Origin of the sequence: Devosia limi DSM 17137 (assembly GCF_900128975.1) — a bacterium.
GTDB lineage: Bacteria > Pseudomonadota > Alphaproteobacteria > Rhizobiales > Devosiaceae > Devosia > Devosia limi.
In genome coordinates this window covers 1-15205 of the sequence record NZ_FQVC01000001.1, presented here as the reverse complement: position 1 = coordinate 15205, position 15205 = coordinate 1, and the positions used below count along the sequence as shown (strand labels likewise).

Below are 15205 nucleotides of genomic sequence, written 5' to 3'. Positions count from 1 at the left end.
CGGACAGCTATGGAACGAGAATGATCAAGGACCTCATGAAGTGGGTTGCGCCTGGACTGGCCACGGTTCTGGGCGGAACAGCGTTGGTTGTTTTGATGACCTCGGCCAATATCGCCGCCGATGGTTTTGCCTGGACCGAACTCGGTTTCGACACTCGCGACGCGCGCCTGCGCGGAGCCACCACCGATCAGTCCATCCGTATCCTCGATAACGAGACTCGCCTGAATAGCGCGCCGGCAACAGTCGAGATTGCCCAGGCTGCCATCAATGACCTGCAGGGCGCCGGCAGCATCGTCGTCCTCGATGCACCCCGAATTGCCGACTACTGGATCACCGCCAGCCGCCAGTCCGGCGGGACTGTGGTCTTCGACGGCTATGTGCCCGATGATGTCACGCGTCAGTCCCTCGCGGAAACCGCTGGCGCCGATACCAGCTACCTGAAGCTGGGGCGCGGCGAGCCCGGGCGCTATGATGCCGGCGTCGAGTTTGGTCTGGCCGCCCTTGACCGGATGAGCGAGGGGCGCTTCGCCCTGCGCAGCAATGTGCTCACCATTGAAGGCATTGCCCGCTCCTCCGCCGATTATGCCATCCTCGCGCAACAGATCGCAGCTGGCGCCCCGCAGGGGATCGTACTGGCGCGCGGCGAAATCGTTGCGCCCCTGGCTTCGCCCTATCTCTGGTCTGCGGTCAAATCGACCGACGGCGTCGTGGCCCTTTCCGGCATGGTGCCCAGTGCCGATGCTGCAAGCCAGTTGTCCACCGTGGTCAGCAACGCCTCCACCGCCGGGCTGACCTACGCTTCGGGCGCGCCGTCCGCCTTCCTTGATTCTGCCGCAGCCGGCCTGTCGCTGCTGGACTGGCTGCAAACCGGTGCGGTCAAGTTCGACGGCACCGGCTGGACCGTCACCGGCACCGCGCCCAGCGTCGCCGACAAGACTGCCATCGAGGCCGATTTCGCCGGTCGTCAACTGGCATCGGCCGGCTGGTCCCTCGCGGTCGACGCCGTTCCGGAGGTCGCAATTGCCATGTCGCCATTGCCGCCCGAACATGCACCTGAAACGCCTGCGCAGCCAGAGGTGCCGGCCGCCGCCGATCCAGCACCACTTGCCCCAGCCGAACAACCCGCGCCGCCCGCGATCACCGCCACTCCCGCGCCGCCGCAGCCGTCTGCCGGCGACACCTGCCGCGCCGATGTCGCTGAATTCTCCGCGCGCAATTCCATCCTGTTCCGGTCGGGCGCGGCGATCATCGCCGCCGATTCCGACCCGGCGCTGGATGAACTGGCGAGCTATCTGTCCGCCTGCCCGCAAGCTGCCATCAACATTGAGGGCCACACCGACGCTTCCGGCGATCCCCAGCTCAATCTGGCGCTGTCGGTTGCCCGTGCCGAGGCCGTCGTCAATGCGTTGATCGCCCGCGATATCGCGCCGTCCCGGCTTTATGCCGTAGGCTATGGTGCTTCGAGCCCTATCGCCGACAACGAAACGCCCCGGGGCAAGCAGCTCAATCGGCGGATCGTTGTGACCATTGTGGAGCCGTAAGACCGGCGCAGGGCAGGGCGTGGGTCAAGCCCGGATCAGCCGGGCTTGCCCAGCCGCTTGGTGCTCACGCGAATGACGAAGTCGGCAACCGCCTCGATCTCCTCGTGCTGGTCAAACAGCGCCGGCGAGCCTTGCCCGGCAATGATCAATGCCAGCGCGTCGGGCCGCCGCCGGGTCATGTCGTCGAAGGTTTCCCGCCGCAGCTGATCGGTCAGCTGCGTCCGCAGCAGCATCAGCGGGGCGCCGGCCAGGGCGTCGAATAGCGGCCATTGCGCCGTCAGCACATCGTCAAAGCTGAAATCGTTCAGCGCCTCGATCAGCCGCGGATCGTGCAGGGGCTTTGCTCGGCCCCGCTTGTCCAGATAATGGCTGCGCCCCATCAGCGCATCGAGCTGGCTTTCGCTGCTGCCCGGATAGTCGCCTGCCAGCATGCGCCGGAAGCCTGCCTTCACCGCGTTGGCACCGCGAACGCTCTCGATATGTCGCAGATTGTTGCGCAGCCGCACGATGCCGCGGGAGTCCGTCACCGGTCCGGCGTCCAGCAGGACCGCGCCGGCAATCAGCAGCCGATGTCTGGCGGCCAGTGCCATGGTTACCTGTCCGCCATAACCCTGGCCCAAAAACACGGCGCTCTCGATCCCGAGCGCTGCCAGGATGGTGGCAATGTCCTCCGCATCCCGCAGCGAACTATAGTCCTCGGCCCGCACGCGGTCGGCGCTGCGTCCGCGTCCCGGCAGGTCGAGCAGCACCACCGGCCAATTGCCGCCGCCAAGACGCTGGAAATACGCATCGAAATCAGTGAAATCGGTCATGTTGCGCTGATAGCCGGGGATGCATACCACCGGCACGCGGCGGCTGGACAATGTCCCGCTCACCTTCACCGCCGCCTGCAGGCGGCCATCGCCCAGCGTCACCATGCGTACGGGCAGCGCGGCAAAGGGCGGGTGATCGGCAGGAATATGGCGCTTGGCAAGCATGGACGAAGGCTACTCGGTGAGGCGGCCATTTAGGGGCAGGGGAGATGACACCTCAAGTCCTAATGTGCCTCACGGAATTTTGCGCAGCGCTTCCGTCATGGTCATGCCCTTGTGTCCCAGCCGTTCGCGATACACCAGGTAATTGCCCAGCACGCGTTGCACATATTTGCGCGTCTCTCCGAACGGAATCAGTTCCACCCACAGCACCGGGTCGACATTGTCCGCCCGCGGATCGCCATAGGCGGCAATCCACTTATTGGCATTGCCCGGCCCCGCATTGTAAGCGGCGGCCGCCAGCAGCAGCGATCCCCCGAAGCGGTCTAGTTGCGCGCCGAGATAGGTCGAGCCGAGCAGCGCATTGTAGGCGGGGTCGCTGGTCAACCGGTTCGGCGAATAGTCGACCCCCGCCTTGCGCGCCGTTTCTTCGGCCGTTCCCGGCATCAGCTGCATCAGACCACGCGCGCCCGCCGAAGAGATGGCGTCCGCCTGAAACATCGATTCCTGTCGCGTCACCGCAAACACCGCCGCGCGGTCGGCTTTCAGCTGCGCATTTGCTGGCAGCCCGTCCTTTGGAAAGCTGAACAGGTCCAGCGCAAATCCCTTGCGATCAGCCGTGTCGGCAATCGAGATCGCTAGGTGATGGGCGCCGATTTCCTGCGCCAGCCGCGCTGCCAGCAGCAATTCGCCGCCAGTCTTGAGGTCCGTGCTGAAATTGCGCAGCAGCGGCACCGCCAGGGTGCCCTTGCCATTGCCGGCCAGCAGCCGCACCGCGCGGACTATCTCATTGCTGTTGAACAGGGTTTCGCTCTGTTGCCAGGCGGGCAGGGGGCGGATGCTGACCCCGGCTTCGCCCAGTTCCGCTCGCGCCAGCTGCCCATAATATACGGTGCCATAGCGCGCTGCGACCTGGTAGGCCGCTTGCGCCGCCGCGCTGTCGCCAATGTCGATATTGGCGCGCGCCAGCCAGTAATTGGACTGCGTGATGGTATCGGGCAGCGTCGACAGAGCCGCCATTTTGGTAAAGTGGCCCTTGGCCGCCTGGGCATCCTTGAGGAAGCTCAGCGCGATCCAGCCAGCATGAAACTGCGCCTCGACCACGCGGCCATCCGGCCCGGCCGTATAGCCCGCTGCCGCCTTGTAGGCGAGGTCCGGCTTGCCCTGGTTGAGCAGCGCCCGCACCAATGCCCGCCGTTCATACCACCACTCGGCAGCATCAGGCAGCTCGCCCTGGGCCTTGGCCAGCCAATCGACGGCGCTGTCCCACAGCTCGAACTGCCGGGCCCGCTGTGCCCGCGAAAAGATAAAGACCGGATGGCCCTGCAGGCTCTTGTCGACGCTGTCGAGCAGCTTCTTGGCATTCGCGTCATTGCGCGATACGGCAGCCCGCGCCACCACCAGGGATTTCTGCGCTGCCGTCAGCTTGGGGATCAGCCGCTCGCTGGCCGTCGCGCGGTCATGCATCATCAGGTGCACGGCGCGCGCCCAATGGGCGTCGCGATCCAGCAGGTCTCCGAGCGTGTCGCTCACCAGCTTTTCCTGGTCCAGCGTCAGGAAATTATCCACCCAGATATCGCGCGCCAGCCGTGCCGCCCGCGCCTTCTGGCCATCCGCCACATAAGCTGTGGCCAGCATTACCTGCGCGTCGACGGTATTGGGCATCGCCCCGCCGAGCAGGGCGATCACTTCGTCCTTGCCCGGTTCGGATCGGGTCAGCGATTGCTCGAGGCGCGTCTTGTAGATTTTGGGCGCGGCGAAATTTGGCGCGTCGGCGGCGAAGCGCTGGACTGTCAGGTAATTGATGTCGCCGCCATGATGGAAGATCGCCGCCCATTGTATGGTCCGGCGTTCGGTATCATTGGGCAGCCCGCGCGCCATTTCATAGGCCGCCGCTGCATCGCCTCCCGCCAGCACGTCCAGCGCGTTGCGGAACGACAGCGAGCCCCTGGAATCAACAGCGGACACATCGGTACGGGCACCGCCAATGGCGCCGGTGGTGGTGTTGTCGATGATGATGTCGTTGGCCGTGGTCGCATGCGATAGGGGGGCAAAGCTCGCCATGCCCAAAACTGCAGCGAACAGGCCTGCCGATAAGCCGCCGTTCATTATGCCGTCCTGCTGGTACTCAATACGTCGCCAGCAAGGGAGCCCCCGCCCTTGCCGTTAACCTGTGGTTACCCCATTTGGGTAAACATCGAGTTGCCGAGCCGATGATCCCCAAGCGGTTCGCCGTGCATTCGGCGCAACTAGAAGTTGTGGTGGCCTACAACAAAAAGTATGGTGCGCCACTCAATTCGGCCGGACCGCGGCCGATCTATGCCATCCTGCCACGGCCGAACTGTGGCATCACGATCAAGGATTATCGGACAATGCTGCGAGGTTCCATTACGGCACTCATGACCCCCTTCGCCAATGGCGTGGTCGATGAGAAAGCCTTCTCCAGCTTTGTTGACTGGCAGATCAATGAGGGCACGCATGGCCTGGTGCCGGTCGGCACCACCGGCGAAAGCCCCACGGTCAGCCATGAAGAACATCGCCGCGTTGTCGAGATTTGCGTCGAGGTCGCCAACAAGCGCGTGCCTGTCGTGGCCGGGGCGGGGTCCAATTCGACCACCGAGGCCGTCTCGCTCGCCCGCTTTGCCGAGGACACCGGCGCCGATGCCGTGCTCTCGGTCGTGCCCTATTACAATAAGCCCAATCAGGAAGGGCTGTTCCAGCACTTCTCGGCTGTCGCTGGCGCCGTCGGCATTCCGGTCATTCTCTATAGCGTCCCCAGCCGCACCATTGCCGACCTCACGGTCGATACCATTGCCCGGCTGGCCGAAGCGCACAGCAACATCATCGGCGTCAAGGATGCCACCGGCAATCTCGAGCGGGCAACCATGCAGCGCAGCAAGCTGGGCAAGGACTTCATCCTTCTGTCCGGTGATGACAGCACGGCTCTTGGCTTCAATGCCCATGGCGGCCATGGCTGTATCTCGGTAACCGCCAACGTGGCCCCGCGCCTCTGCTCGCAGATGCAGGAACTGTCGCTGGCAGGTGACTTTGTTGGTGCCCGCGCCATCAATGACAAGCTGGCTTACCTGCACAAGGATCTGTTCATGGAGCCCAATCCGGCACCGGCAAAGTATGTCGGCCAGCGCCTGGGCCTCTGCCAGAACGAATTGCGCCTGCCGCTGGTCCCGATCAGCAAGCCGACGCAGGACGCAATGGACTTTGCAATGGCCCATGCCGGGCTGATCTAGGTTTTTTATGGCTCCCAGGAACGACAAGGCAAAGAACGGCGTCATCAGCCACGGTCTCGTGGCTGAAAACCGTCGTGCGCGCTACGATTACGAAATCGGGGAGACCCTCGAGGCCGGCCTGGTGCTGACCGGCACCGAGGTCAAGTCGCTGCGCCTGGGCAAGGCGCAGATCACCGAAGCCTACGCCTCGCCCGAAAAGGGCGAGTTGTGGCTGATCAATGCCCACATTCCCGAATACCTGCAGGCCAACCGCTTCAACCATGAAGAAAAGCGCCCGCGCAAACTGCTGGTTTCCAAGAAACAGCTGGCCCATCTCGATCAGGAAGTCTCGCGCGCCGGCAATTCCATCGTGCCGCTCAAGCTTTTCTTCAACGACCAGGGCCGCGCCAAGGTCCTCATTGGCCTGGGCAAGGGCAAGAAAAATTACGACAAGCGCGAAACCGAGCGCAACCGCGACTGGAACCGCGACAAGTCCCGCATCATGAAAGAAGGCGGTCGCGGCTAGAGGTAGCCCCTTCTCGTCCTAGGACCACCAGGTCATTCCCGCGCAGGCGGGAATCCATTCTTCATTGCACGCAACTGCGCCCCGCAGCAAATACCTACTCTTCCTCAGTCCCCGGCGCCGCAGCCCCAGCCACTGGTACCGGCCGCGTTGCCGGTGGTCGACCAACCGTCTTGGCCAGCTCCGCCACATCGAGGAAGAAGTCCGCCTGCCGGCGCAAATCATCGGAGATCATCGGTGTCGAGGTGGTCAGCGTCGACACCACGGTCACTCGCTTGCCCTTGCGCTGCAGCGCTGCCACCAGCGCGGTGAAGTCGCCATCGCCGGAAAACAATACCATGTGATCGTAGAACGGGGCCATTTCGAGCGCGTCGACGGTCAGCTCGATATCCATATTGCCCTTGATCTTGCGACGACCGGAGGCATCCGTGAATTCCTTGGCGGGCTTGGTTACCACCGTATAGCCGTTGTAATCCAGCCAGTCGATCAGTGGCCGGATCGATGAATATTCCTGGTCTTCTACCAGGGCTGTGTAGTAATTGGCGCGCAGCAGATAGGCTTTGCTGTTGAACTCGGTCAGTAGGCGTCGGTAATCTATATCCACGCCAATTGCTTTGGATGTCGCATAGAGATTTGCGCCATCAATAAACAGAACAATCTTCTCGCGTGGGTCTATGGGCATGACAATCTCCTGAAACGGGCGCGCTCAACCGCCCAAATACTACTGTGTTGCCGGAAATGCGCCGGCCCGTGCAGTGATTAAGTTCCGCCGAAAGTCTTAACTTAACTTCGGTATTCGCACATTTTCCGATCCGCACGCAAGCATTCTCGGTGGTGGCTCGGGCCGCTATGCAGTCAGCACGGGGCTGCACACCGCGATTGGTGTGCTGCAAACCTTGTGTATGGGGCAGGGGTCGTGTAAGCAGGCCCTTCATTCCATAAGTGTGGAGACGTTCGTGGCCCGCGTCACCGTTGAAGACTGCATTGAAAAGATCGAAAACCGTTTCGATCTCGTACTCATGGCCGCACACCGCGCGCGCATGATTTCCTCTGGCGCGCAGATTACTGTGTCGCGCGATAACGATAAGAATCCCGTCGTTGCTCTGCGCGAAATCGGTGACGGTGCGATCTCGCCCGAAGACCTGCGTGAAGACCTCATTCACTCGCTGCAGAAATATGTCGAAGTCGACGAGCCCGAGAGCCATGCGGCTCCGTTGATGGAGGGTTCCGGCGACGATGATTCGATGAGTTTCGACACCATCAGCGAAGACGAGCTGCTGCGCGGCATCGAAAGCCTGGCGCCGCCGGAACGCCGCGACGACTAAGCGCGGCAGCCTCAGCTGCTATCAATTGCGCTATGGCGCGATTTACCTATATCAGAGGGTGTCCGGCATGCGTCGGGCGCCCTTTTCTTTTGTTCCTTCCAAGCGGTAAGCTGGCTGTAGGCCAGAGCAACCACCACCATGATGCGTCAGTACGAGCTTGTCGAACGGGTTCAGGCTTATAACCCGAACGTCGACGAGCAGCTTTTGAACAAGGCCTATGTGTATGCCATGCAAAAGCATGGCACGCAGAAGCGCGCCTCCGGCGATCCCTATTTCGCCCATCCGCTCGAAGTCGCCGCCATCCTGACCGAGCTCAAGCTCGATGACGCATCGATTGCGGTTGGCCTGCTGCATGACACCATCGAGGACACCGACGCCACCCGGGCCGAGATCGATCAGCTGTTCGGTGCCGAAATCGGCGCCATCGTCGATGGTCTGACCAAGATCGAACGGCTCAACCTGGTCTCGCGCGAGGAGGCGCAGGCCGAAAACCTGCGCAAGCTGCTCCTGGCCATCAGCCAGGACGTCCGCGTGCTGCTGGTCAAGCTGGCCGACCGCCTGCACAACATGCGCACCCTGCACTATATGCCGCCCGAAAAGCGCGAGCGTATCGCCCAGGAAACCATGGATATCTATGCCCCGCTAGCCGGGCGCATGGGCATGCAGGATATGCGCAGCGAGCTTGAAGATATCTCCTTCAAGATCCTGCAGCCCGACCATTACAACGCCATCACCGCCCGCCTCGATGAGATGCAGGCCGAATACCACGAAACCATCGCTACCATTTCGAGCGAGCTGAGCGAGCGTCTGGCCACCGAAGGCATCACCGCGCGCGTCAAGGCACGGGTCAAATCGCCGTTCTCGATCTTCACCAAGATCGAGCGCAAATCCATTGCGCTGGAACAGCTGTCCGACATGATCGGGTTCCGCGTCATCGTCAATTCCGTCGAGGAGTGCTACCACACGCTCGGCGTCGTCCACACCAAGTGGAAGGTCGTGCCGGGCCGCTTCAAGGACTATATCTCGGTCCCCAAGCACAACGATTACCGCTCGATCCACACCACCATTGTCGGCCCCGGCCGCCAGCGCGCCGAATTGCAGATCCGCACCGAGGAAATGGACAAGATCGCCGAATTCGGCATCGCCGCCCATGCTCTCTATAAGGATGGCGCCTCGGCCGATATGAGCCGCCTCGAGCATGAGAGCCAGGCCTATGGCTCGCTGCGCACCACCATCGCCCATCTGACAGCCGGCTCCTCGACCGAGGATTTTCTCGAATATACCAAGCTGGAGCTGTTCCAGGACCAGGTGTTCTGCTTCACCCCTCGCGGTCGGCTGATTGCCCTGCCGCGCGGCGCCACGCCCATCGATTTCGCCTATGCGCTGCATACCGAAATTGGCGACACCTGCGTCGGCGCCAAGATCAATGGCTCCATCCTGCCGCTGGTGACACAGCTGCGCAGCGGTGACGAAGTCGAGATCATCCGCGACCAGAACCACCTGCCGCCCGCCAACTGGATCGGCATTGCCGCCACCGGCAAGGCCCGCGCCGCCATTCGTCGCGCCGTGCGCAATGCCGCCGCCCAGCGCGCCTATGCGCTTGGCGAACATGTGCTTTCCATGATGCTGGAGCGCGAAGGCGTACTGATCGATGACGCCGAGGCCAAGGCCCTGGCCGAAGCGCTCAACTATACCAACAAGCGCGATCTGCTGATCGCCGTGGGCGAGGGCAAGGTTGGCAGCGAACCGCTGGCCACCGAGCTCGCCGGGGTCAAGGGTCTGCGCAAGCGCCGGCGCAAGCTTGAACTGCCCGTGGCGGAAGCAGCCGACGGCTGGTTCGCCCTGCGCGATACCGATCTGTTCAAGTTCCGCGTGCCCGGCGGGCAGCGGGCAGGCCCGCGCGCTAAGGCGGCGCTCAAGCAGCTCGATTTCCACATGCCGGTGCAGATTTCCAACGAAGGTGTCGTTCCCGGCGACCGGCTCGTTGGCATCCTGCAGCCCGATGCGCCGATCATCGTCTATCCCATCCATTCCGACGCGCTGATCGAAATGCACGACAGCGACGTGGCCTGGGTCGATGTGCGCTGGGATATCGCCGGCCGCGAGGAAAGGCTCTACCCCACCGTCATCACCATGGAATCGGTCAATCGCCCCGGTTCGCTGGCGCAGATCTCCGCTGCCATCGCCACCTGCGAAGCCAACGTCAATAATCTCGTGATGCGGATGATTTCGCCCGATTTCCACCAGATGATCTTCGAAATCGAGGTGCGCGACCTTGCGCAACTCACCGATGTTCTGGCAACGCTCAAGCGCAGCCCCGGCATATCGGCCGTCCAGCGCGCCAATCCCGCCGAAGCCGGGATGATTTCGACGCTGGAATGGGATGGGCGCGTCAACAAAGAGGATAGCAGGTGACAAAAGACGAAGTTCTGGCGATTTTCCGTGATTGCGGGGCCATCCTCGAGGGGCATTTCATCCTCTCCTCCGGCCTGCGCTCGCCGGTCTTCCTGCAGAAGGCCCGGGTGTTCGCCCAGCCCGCCCAGGCCGAAATCCTCTGCCGCGCCCTGGCCGACAAGATCAAGGCTGCCGGCTATGGCAATGCCACCAAGATCGTCTCGCCCGCCATTGGCGGCATCATTCCCGGCTACGAAACTGCCCGCCACATGGGCGTTCCCGCCCTCTATACCGAGCGCGTCGATGGCAAGTTCGAGCTGCGCCGCGGCTTTGAAATCGAGCCCGGCGACAAGGTGCTGGTGGTCGAGGACATCGTTTCGACCGGCCTCTCCATCCGCGAATGCATCGAAGCGCTGCGCGCCATCGGCGCCGACGTCATCGCTGCCGCCTGCCTGATCGACCGCTCCGGTGGCGAAGCCGATATCGGTATCCCCCTGGTTTCGCTGATCGAATACAAGGTCCCCGCTTATCCGGCCGACCAGCTCCCCCCCGAACTCGCCGCCATTCCTGCCACCAAGCCCGGCAGCCGCGGCATCCAGGGCGTCAAGTGAGCCTCTGCCCGGATACCCCCTCCCAACCTCCCCCTGACAGGGGGAGGGGCGTGGCCGGCGTACCGGGCAGTATCTCGCCTCATACCCGATGCAATCCGTCCCCCTGTCAGGGGGAGGCTGGGTGGGGGTATCCGCTGACCAAAGGAGCTCATCCATGATCGTCGGCCTTGGCTCAGACCTCATCCAGATCGAGCGTGTCGCGGACACGCTGACCCGCTATGGCGATCGCTTCGTGCAGCGCTGCTACACCGATATCGAGCAACGCAAGTCCGATGGCCGCGCCAACCGCGCTGCATCCTATGCCAAGCGCTTCGCCGCCAAGGAGGCCTGCTCCAAGGCCCTGGGTACCGGCATCAGCTGGGGCGTCTATTGGCGCGACATGGGCGTGGTCAACCTGCCATCGGGCAAACCGACCATGGCTCTGACCAATGGTGCGGCAAAAGCACTGGCCCGCCTTGTGCCGCCGGGGCACGTTCCCCACATCCACCTGACCATCACCGACGATGCTGGGCTTGCTCAAGCCTTCGTCATCATCGAGGCTCTTCCCGTTGACCAGCCGGGGCGAACCTCGTAACCGTCTGCCTGCACCTTTCCGGGGATACCCAATGAGCCAGTCCGCCAACAAAGCCGCCAAGACCCAGACCAATGAGTGGTGGGACACCATCGTCGTGGTCGTCGAGGCGCTGCTGATCGCGATCGTGCTGCGCTCCTTCCTGTTCCAGCCCTTTTCCATCCCGACGGCGTCGATGCAGCCGACCCTGATGATCGGCGACTATTTCGTCGCCAACAAATTCGTCTGGGGCTACGGCAAGCATTCGTTCTCGCTGGGCCGTTACGGGGATTTCACGCTGCTCGACTTCGAGCTGCCGATCAATAACCGCATTCTCGGCCGTGACCCGGATCGTGGCGATATCGCCGTGTTCCGTCCGGTCCCCCAGAATATCGAGTACATCAAGCGTGTCGTCGGCATGCCGGGCGATCGTATCCAGATGAAACAGGGCCGCCTCTACATCAATGGCGTGATGGTCGAGCGCGAGGAAATCGGCAAGGCTATCGATACTGATAGCGAAGGCGATTCCCGCGAAGTGACCGTCTATCGCGAGACCTTCCCGGATGGCTCGGTGCACACCATCCACGAAATTTCCGACAATGGTCCGCTCGACAACACGCCTGAATATGTGGTGCCCGCCGGCCATTTCTTCATGATGGGTGATAACCGCGACCGTTCCGCCGATAGCCGCGTGCTGTCCTCGGTCGGCTACGTCCCGGCCATCAACCTCATCGCCAAGGCCGAGGCCCGCTTCTTCTCGATCAAGGACAATATTCCGCCCTGGCAGGTCTGGCAGTGGCCCGCCAATGTCCGCTGGGACCGGATGTTCCAGTCCGTCTATCAATGAGCGGACGCGCCCGAAACCACGATAAGCTGCAAGTCCGGCTCGGCTACCGTTTTGCCGATCCGGACCTGCTCGACCGCGCACTGACCCATTCCAGCGCCATCTCGCCGGCCAAGCGCATCGAGCGCTCCTATCAGCGACTTGAATTCCTGGGCGACCGGGTACTCGGCCTGGTTGTCGCCGATATGCTCTATCGCCGCTATCCAAAGGCCAATGAGGGCGAGCTGAGCCGCACGCTCAATACCCTGGTCCGCAAGGAAACCTGCGCCGTCATCGCCCGCCAGCTCAATCTCGGTGCCGAGATGAACCTGGGCGAGAGCGAAGCGCGCACCGGCGGCGCCGACAAGGAAGCCATTCTTGGCGACATCACCGAGGCGGTGATCGGCGCCATCTATTGCGATGGCGGCCTGGGCAAGGCCTATGAATTCGTTGAGCGCATGTTCGAGGAGTTCCTCGAAGGCGGCAATGCCAACCGCGCCGACGCCAAGACCACACTGCAGGAATGGGCCCAGGCCCGCGGCCTCGAGCCACCCACCTATACCCAATCGGCGCGCACCGGCCCTGACCACGCGCCCGAATTCACGATCTCTGTTACACTTGGCGATTACGACGCCCTCAGCGCCACCGGCCCGTCCAAGAAGATTGCCGAGCATAAGGCCGCTGAAGCGTTCCTGATTCGTCAGAAGGTCTGGCAGGAAAACCGATGAAAGCCCCCTCCGAATGACCGAACCTACCAATCCCGCCGAACTCGCCGATACCGCCTGCGGCTTCATTGCGCTGGTGGGTGCGCCCAATGCCGGCAAGTCGACGCTGCTCAATTCCCTGGTCGGCACCAAGGTCTCCATCGTCACCCACAAGGCCCAGACCACGCGGAGCCAGGTGCGCGGCGTCGTCACGCTCGAAAAGGCCCAGCTGGTGTTCATCGACACCCCCGGCATTTTCGCACCCAAGCGCCGGCTTGATCGCGCCATGGTCGATAGCGCCTGGGGCGGGGCAGGGGATGCCGACCTCGTCGCCTTTATCGTCGATGCCGAAAGGGGTTTGACCCCCGATCTTGAATCACTTCTCGAAGGGCTGGGAAACGTCCGCCACCCGAAAATCCTGATCCTCAACAAGGTGGACACGGTCAAGCGCGAGCACCTGCTCAAGCTCTCCGAGATCCTCAACAGCCGCCTGCGCTTTGAAGCCACCTTCATGATTTCGGCGCTCAAGGGCGACGGCGTGCAGGACTTCATGGATTGGTGCGTCAAGCACATCCCGCCCGGTCCCTGGCACTTCCCCGAGGATCACCTGACCGATCTCACCATGGCCATCACCGCCGCCGAGATCACTCGCGAAAAGCTGTTCCTGCGTATCCACGACGAGATTCCCTATAACTCGACCGTGGAAACCGAGAGCTTCAAGATCCAGAAGGACGGCTCCTACAAGATCGACCAGGTCATCTACGTCACCCGCGACACGCACAAGAAGATCGTGCTCGGCGCCGGCGGCCAGACCATCAAGTCCATCGGCGCCGAAGCGCGCAAGGAATTGATGGAAATGTACGAGGTGCCGATCCACCTGTTCCTCTTCGTCAAGGTCCGCGAAAAGTGGGGCGACGACCCCGAACGCTACCGCGAAATGGGCCTCGACTACCCCCACAACAAGCCCTGACCACCGGGCTTGCGGTTTACTATCCACCGGGTCATTCCGGCGCAGGCCGGAATCCATTCTGTGCTCCATCAGCACCCCGAATGGCCGGGTGGTCCTCAGCCTGGATCCCGGCCTGCGCCCGGATGACATCCCGATTGATCAACCAAACTAGGTCGACCCAGAAGGCTCGAAATGGAATGGACCGGTGAAGGCCTCTTGATCGGTGTGCGCCGCCACGGCGAGGGCGGCGTTATCGCTGAAGCCATGGTCGCCGGCCGTGGCCGCTGCCTGGGCCTGGTCCGCGGCGGCCGCTCGCCCCGCCTGGGCGCCATCCTGCAGCCCGGCAATACCATCCAGCTGGTCTGGCGCGCCCGCCTGGAAGATCACCTCGGCGTCTTCACCGTCGAACTGCTCACGGCCCGCGCCGCCAATCTCATTGTCGACCGCACCAAGCTCTATGCCAGCCAGCTGCTCTGCGACCTCCTGCGCCTCTTGCCCGAGCGCGACCCGCATGACCGCATCCTGGGCATGGCCCTTAACATCCTCGATCAGCCCATCGACGGCGCCGCCATCGCCCGGTTCGAGCTGGCCATCCTCGACGAACTCGGTGTCGGTCTCGACCTGACTTCCTGCGCAGCCACCGGCGTTACCACCGACCTGACCCACGTCTCCCCAAAATCCGGCCGCGCCGTCTCCCGCGCCGCCGCTCAGCCCTATCTCGATCGCCTTTTGCCCCTCGCCACCTGCCTCACCCAGCGCGGCAATGCTTCTCCCGACGACCTCGCCAAGGCCTTCCGCCTCACCGGCCATTTCCTCGACCTGCACATCTGGCACCCTCGCCAGATCCCCCCTCCCTCCACCCGCGCCGCCCTCATCGAAATCCTCAGCCGCGACGAGCACTAGGGCAGGGCGCGCCCTCAACTCGCCCAGAAATCCTCACTCCCGCCCAAGCTCATTCTCTGCAAAATCACCGGCGTCATCCCGGCGAAAGCCGGGATCCAGTTTCCCTTGCCCGCCGCCCCAATCCTCCTATGTCTCCACACCCATCGGGCTGCCCACGGGCTTGACCCGTGGGCCACTATCCTCCCCACAGAACTGCGCTTGTGACCCGAGACCCGCGGGCCAAGTCCGCGGGCAGCGCGGTGAGGAGGATGGTATTGAGCACGAACAAATTCCATCTCGCTTCAGGTGAGAGCAGACAACTCTCGTTCCCCATTCCTCCACTCCTACCCCACCCACGGGGCTGCCCACGGGCTTGTGTGGAGGGAATATGGTTTACTTGGCGCATCAGCCGGGATGCGCATCCCGGCTGATGCAGGCAGGAGGCCGTCTTTACGGGCTGGTTTTTGACAGCCGCGGTCAAGCAAGGCCCTGCCTGCTCCCTTTGACCCCGAACGGTTGATTGGGCTCTCGCCCGCACCACAAGCCTGGGAGCAAGGCCATGTTAGTACACTCCGGCTTCGTCGGCATCGACGTTTCCAAAGCCCATCTGGACATCCACATCCATCCAGCCGGCACGCATCTGCGCTGCGGCACTAGCCCCGGCGAGCTGGCTGATCTGGCGCGGCGCCTGGCCAGGCTTGGGCC

General features: G+C 62.9%; 14 protein-coding genes. 11 read left to right on the top strand and 3 right to left on the bottom strand.

Going from position 1 to position 15205, the window contains the following annotated elements:
• The first annotated feature begins 20 nt into the window (after positions 1–20).
• On the top strand, positions 21–1541 hold the full coding sequence (locus BUA69_RS00070) for an OmpA family protein (protein ID WP_046134291.1): 1521 nt from the start codon (positions 21–23) through the stop codon (positions 1539–1541).
• Positions 1542–1576: 35 nt separating this feature from the next.
• Here BUA69_RS00070 and BUA69_RS00065 read toward each other — a convergent pair whose 3' ends face one another.
• Both BUA69_RS00065 and BUA69_RS00060 read right to left on the bottom strand, forming a co-directional pair.
• A complete protein-coding gene (locus tag BUA69_RS00065) occupies positions 1577–2518 on the bottom strand; it encodes an alpha/beta fold hydrolase (protein WP_046134290.1) in 942 nt (313 codons plus the stop codon).
• A gap of 69 nt (positions 2519–2587) precedes the next feature.
• Positions 2588–4621: a lytic transglycosylase domain-containing protein gene (locus BUA69_RS00060; RefSeq protein ID WP_052950409.1), complete on the bottom strand. Its 2034-nt coding sequence runs from the start codon at positions 4619–4621 to the stop codon at positions 2588–2590.
• A gap of 263 nt (positions 4622–4884) precedes the next feature.
• Here BUA69_RS00060 and dapA point away from each other — a divergent pair, with 263 nt between their 5' ends.
• Both dapA and smpB read left to right on the top strand, forming a co-directional pair.
• Positions 4885–5760 (top strand): 4-hydroxy-tetrahydrodipicolinate synthase, encoded by an 876-nt coding sequence (gene dapA / locus BUA69_RS00055; protein ID WP_046134405.1) that lies wholly within the window; start codon positions 4885–4887, stop codon positions 5758–5760.
• A 7-nt stretch (positions 5761–5767) separates the two neighbouring features.
• The gene (smpB, locus tag BUA69_RS00050; protein ID WP_046134289.1) at positions 5768–6265 is read left to right on the top strand and encodes an SsrA-binding protein SmpB; all 498 of its coding nucleotides are present in this window, start codon (positions 5768–5770) and stop codon (positions 6263–6265) included.
• Positions 6266–6359: 94 nt separating this feature from the next.
• On the opposite strand, the gene BUA69_RS00045 is transcribed toward smpB, so the two are convergent.
• Positions 6360–6944: a LabA-like NYN domain-containing protein gene (locus tag BUA69_RS00045; RefSeq protein ID WP_046134288.1), complete on the bottom strand. Its 585-nt coding sequence runs from the start codon at positions 6942–6944 to the stop codon at positions 6360–6362.
• A 274-nt stretch (positions 6945–7218) separates the two neighbouring features.
• Here BUA69_RS00045 and rpoZ point away from each other — a divergent pair, with 274 nt between their 5' ends.
• The 8 genes from rpoZ to recO all read left to right on the top strand — a co-directional run bounded on the left by rpoZ (position 7219) and on the right by recO (position 14521).
• Entirely contained in the window at positions 7219–7587 is a 369-nt protein-coding gene (gene rpoZ / locus BUA69_RS00040) for a DNA-directed RNA polymerase subunit omega (protein WP_046134287.1), read from the top strand.
• Positions 7588–7725: 138 nt separating this feature from the next.
• On the top strand, positions 7726–10002 hold the full coding sequence (locus BUA69_RS00035; protein WP_046134286.1) for a RelA/SpoT family protein: 2277 nt from the start codon (positions 7726–7728) through the stop codon (positions 10000–10002).
• Positions 9999–10592: an orotate phosphoribosyltransferase gene (gene pyrE / locus BUA69_RS00030; RefSeq protein ID WP_046134285.1), complete on the top strand. Its 594-nt coding sequence runs from the start codon at positions 9999–10001 to the stop codon at positions 10590–10592. Before BUA69_RS00035 ends, pyrE begins: the two co-directional genes overlap by 4 nt.
• A 154-nt stretch (positions 10593–10746) precedes the next feature.
• Positions 10747–11166 carry a holo-ACP synthase gene (acpS, locus tag BUA69_RS00025; protein ID WP_046134284.1) on the top strand — a complete coding sequence of 140 codons (420 nt, stop codon included), beginning with the start codon at positions 10747–10749 and terminating at the stop codon, positions 11164–11166.
• Between the two features lie 31 nt (positions 11167–11197).
• Positions 11198–11989, top strand: a complete 792-nt coding sequence (gene lepB, locus BUA69_RS00020) for a signal peptidase I (protein WP_046134283.1) — start codon at positions 11198–11200, stop codon at positions 11987–11989.
• Entirely contained in the window at positions 11986–12693 is a 708-nt protein-coding gene (gene rnc, locus BUA69_RS00015; protein WP_046134282.1) for a ribonuclease III, read from the top strand. The genes lepB and rnc overlap by 4 nt, the downstream gene beginning before the upstream one ends.
• A gap of 13 nt (positions 12694–12706) precedes the next feature.
• Positions 12707–13639 (top strand): GTPase Era, encoded by a 933-nt coding sequence (gene era / locus BUA69_RS00010; protein ID WP_046134281.1) that lies wholly within the window; start codon positions 12707–12709, stop codon positions 13637–13639.
• Positions 13640–13810: 171 nt separating this feature from the next.
• On the top strand, positions 13811–14521 hold the full coding sequence (gene recO, locus BUA69_RS00005) for a DNA repair protein RecO (RefSeq protein WP_046134280.1): 711 nt from the start codon (positions 13811–13813) through the stop codon (positions 14519–14521).
• The last annotated feature ends 684 nt before the right edge of the window (positions 14522–15205 follow it).

Excerpts from the sequence above, each read along its gene's own strand:
- BUA69_RS00070 (WP_046134291.1), top strand. The coding sequence starts at position 21 with ATGATCAAGGACCTCATGAAGTGGGTTGCGCCTGGACTGGCCACGGTT.
- BUA69_RS00065 (WP_046134290.1), bottom strand. The coding sequence starts at position 2,518 with ATGCTTGCCAAGCGCCATATTCCTGCCGATCACCCGCCCTTTGCCGCG.
- BUA69_RS00060 (WP_052950409.1), bottom strand. The coding sequence starts at position 4,621 with ATGAACGGCGGCTTATCGGCAGGCCTGTTCGCTGCAGTTTTGGGCATG.
- dapA (WP_046134405.1), top strand. The coding sequence starts at position 4,885 with ATGCTGCGAGGTTCCATTACGGCACTCATGACCCCCTTCGCCAATGGC.
- smpB (WP_046134289.1), top strand. The coding sequence starts at position 5,768 with ATGGCTCCCAGGAACGACAAGGCAAAGAACGGCGTCATCAGCCACGGT.
- BUA69_RS00045 (WP_046134288.1), bottom strand. The coding sequence starts at position 6,944 with ATGCCCATAGACCCACGCGAGAAGATTGTTCTGTTTATTGATGGCGCA.
- BUA69_RS00035 (WP_046134286.1), top strand. The coding sequence starts at position 7,726 with ATGATGCGTCAGTACGAGCTTGTCGAACGGGTTCAGGCTTATAACCCG.
- acpS (WP_046134284.1), top strand. The coding sequence starts at position 10,747 with ATGATCGTCGGCCTTGGCTCAGACCTCATCCAGATCGAGCGTGTCGCG.
- lepB (WP_046134283.1), top strand. The coding sequence starts at position 11,198 with ATGAGCCAGTCCGCCAACAAAGCCGCCAAGACCCAGACCAATGAGTGG.
- rnc (WP_046134282.1), top strand. The coding sequence starts at position 11,986 with ATGAGCGGACGCGCCCGAAACCACGATAAGCTGCAAGTCCGGCTCGGC.
- era (WP_046134281.1), top strand. The coding sequence starts at position 12,707 with ATGACCGAACCTACCAATCCCGCCGAACTCGCCGATACCGCCTGCGGC.
- recO (WP_046134280.1), top strand. The coding sequence starts at position 13,811 with ATGGAATGGACCGGTGAAGGCCTCTTGATCGGTGTGCGCCGCCACGGC.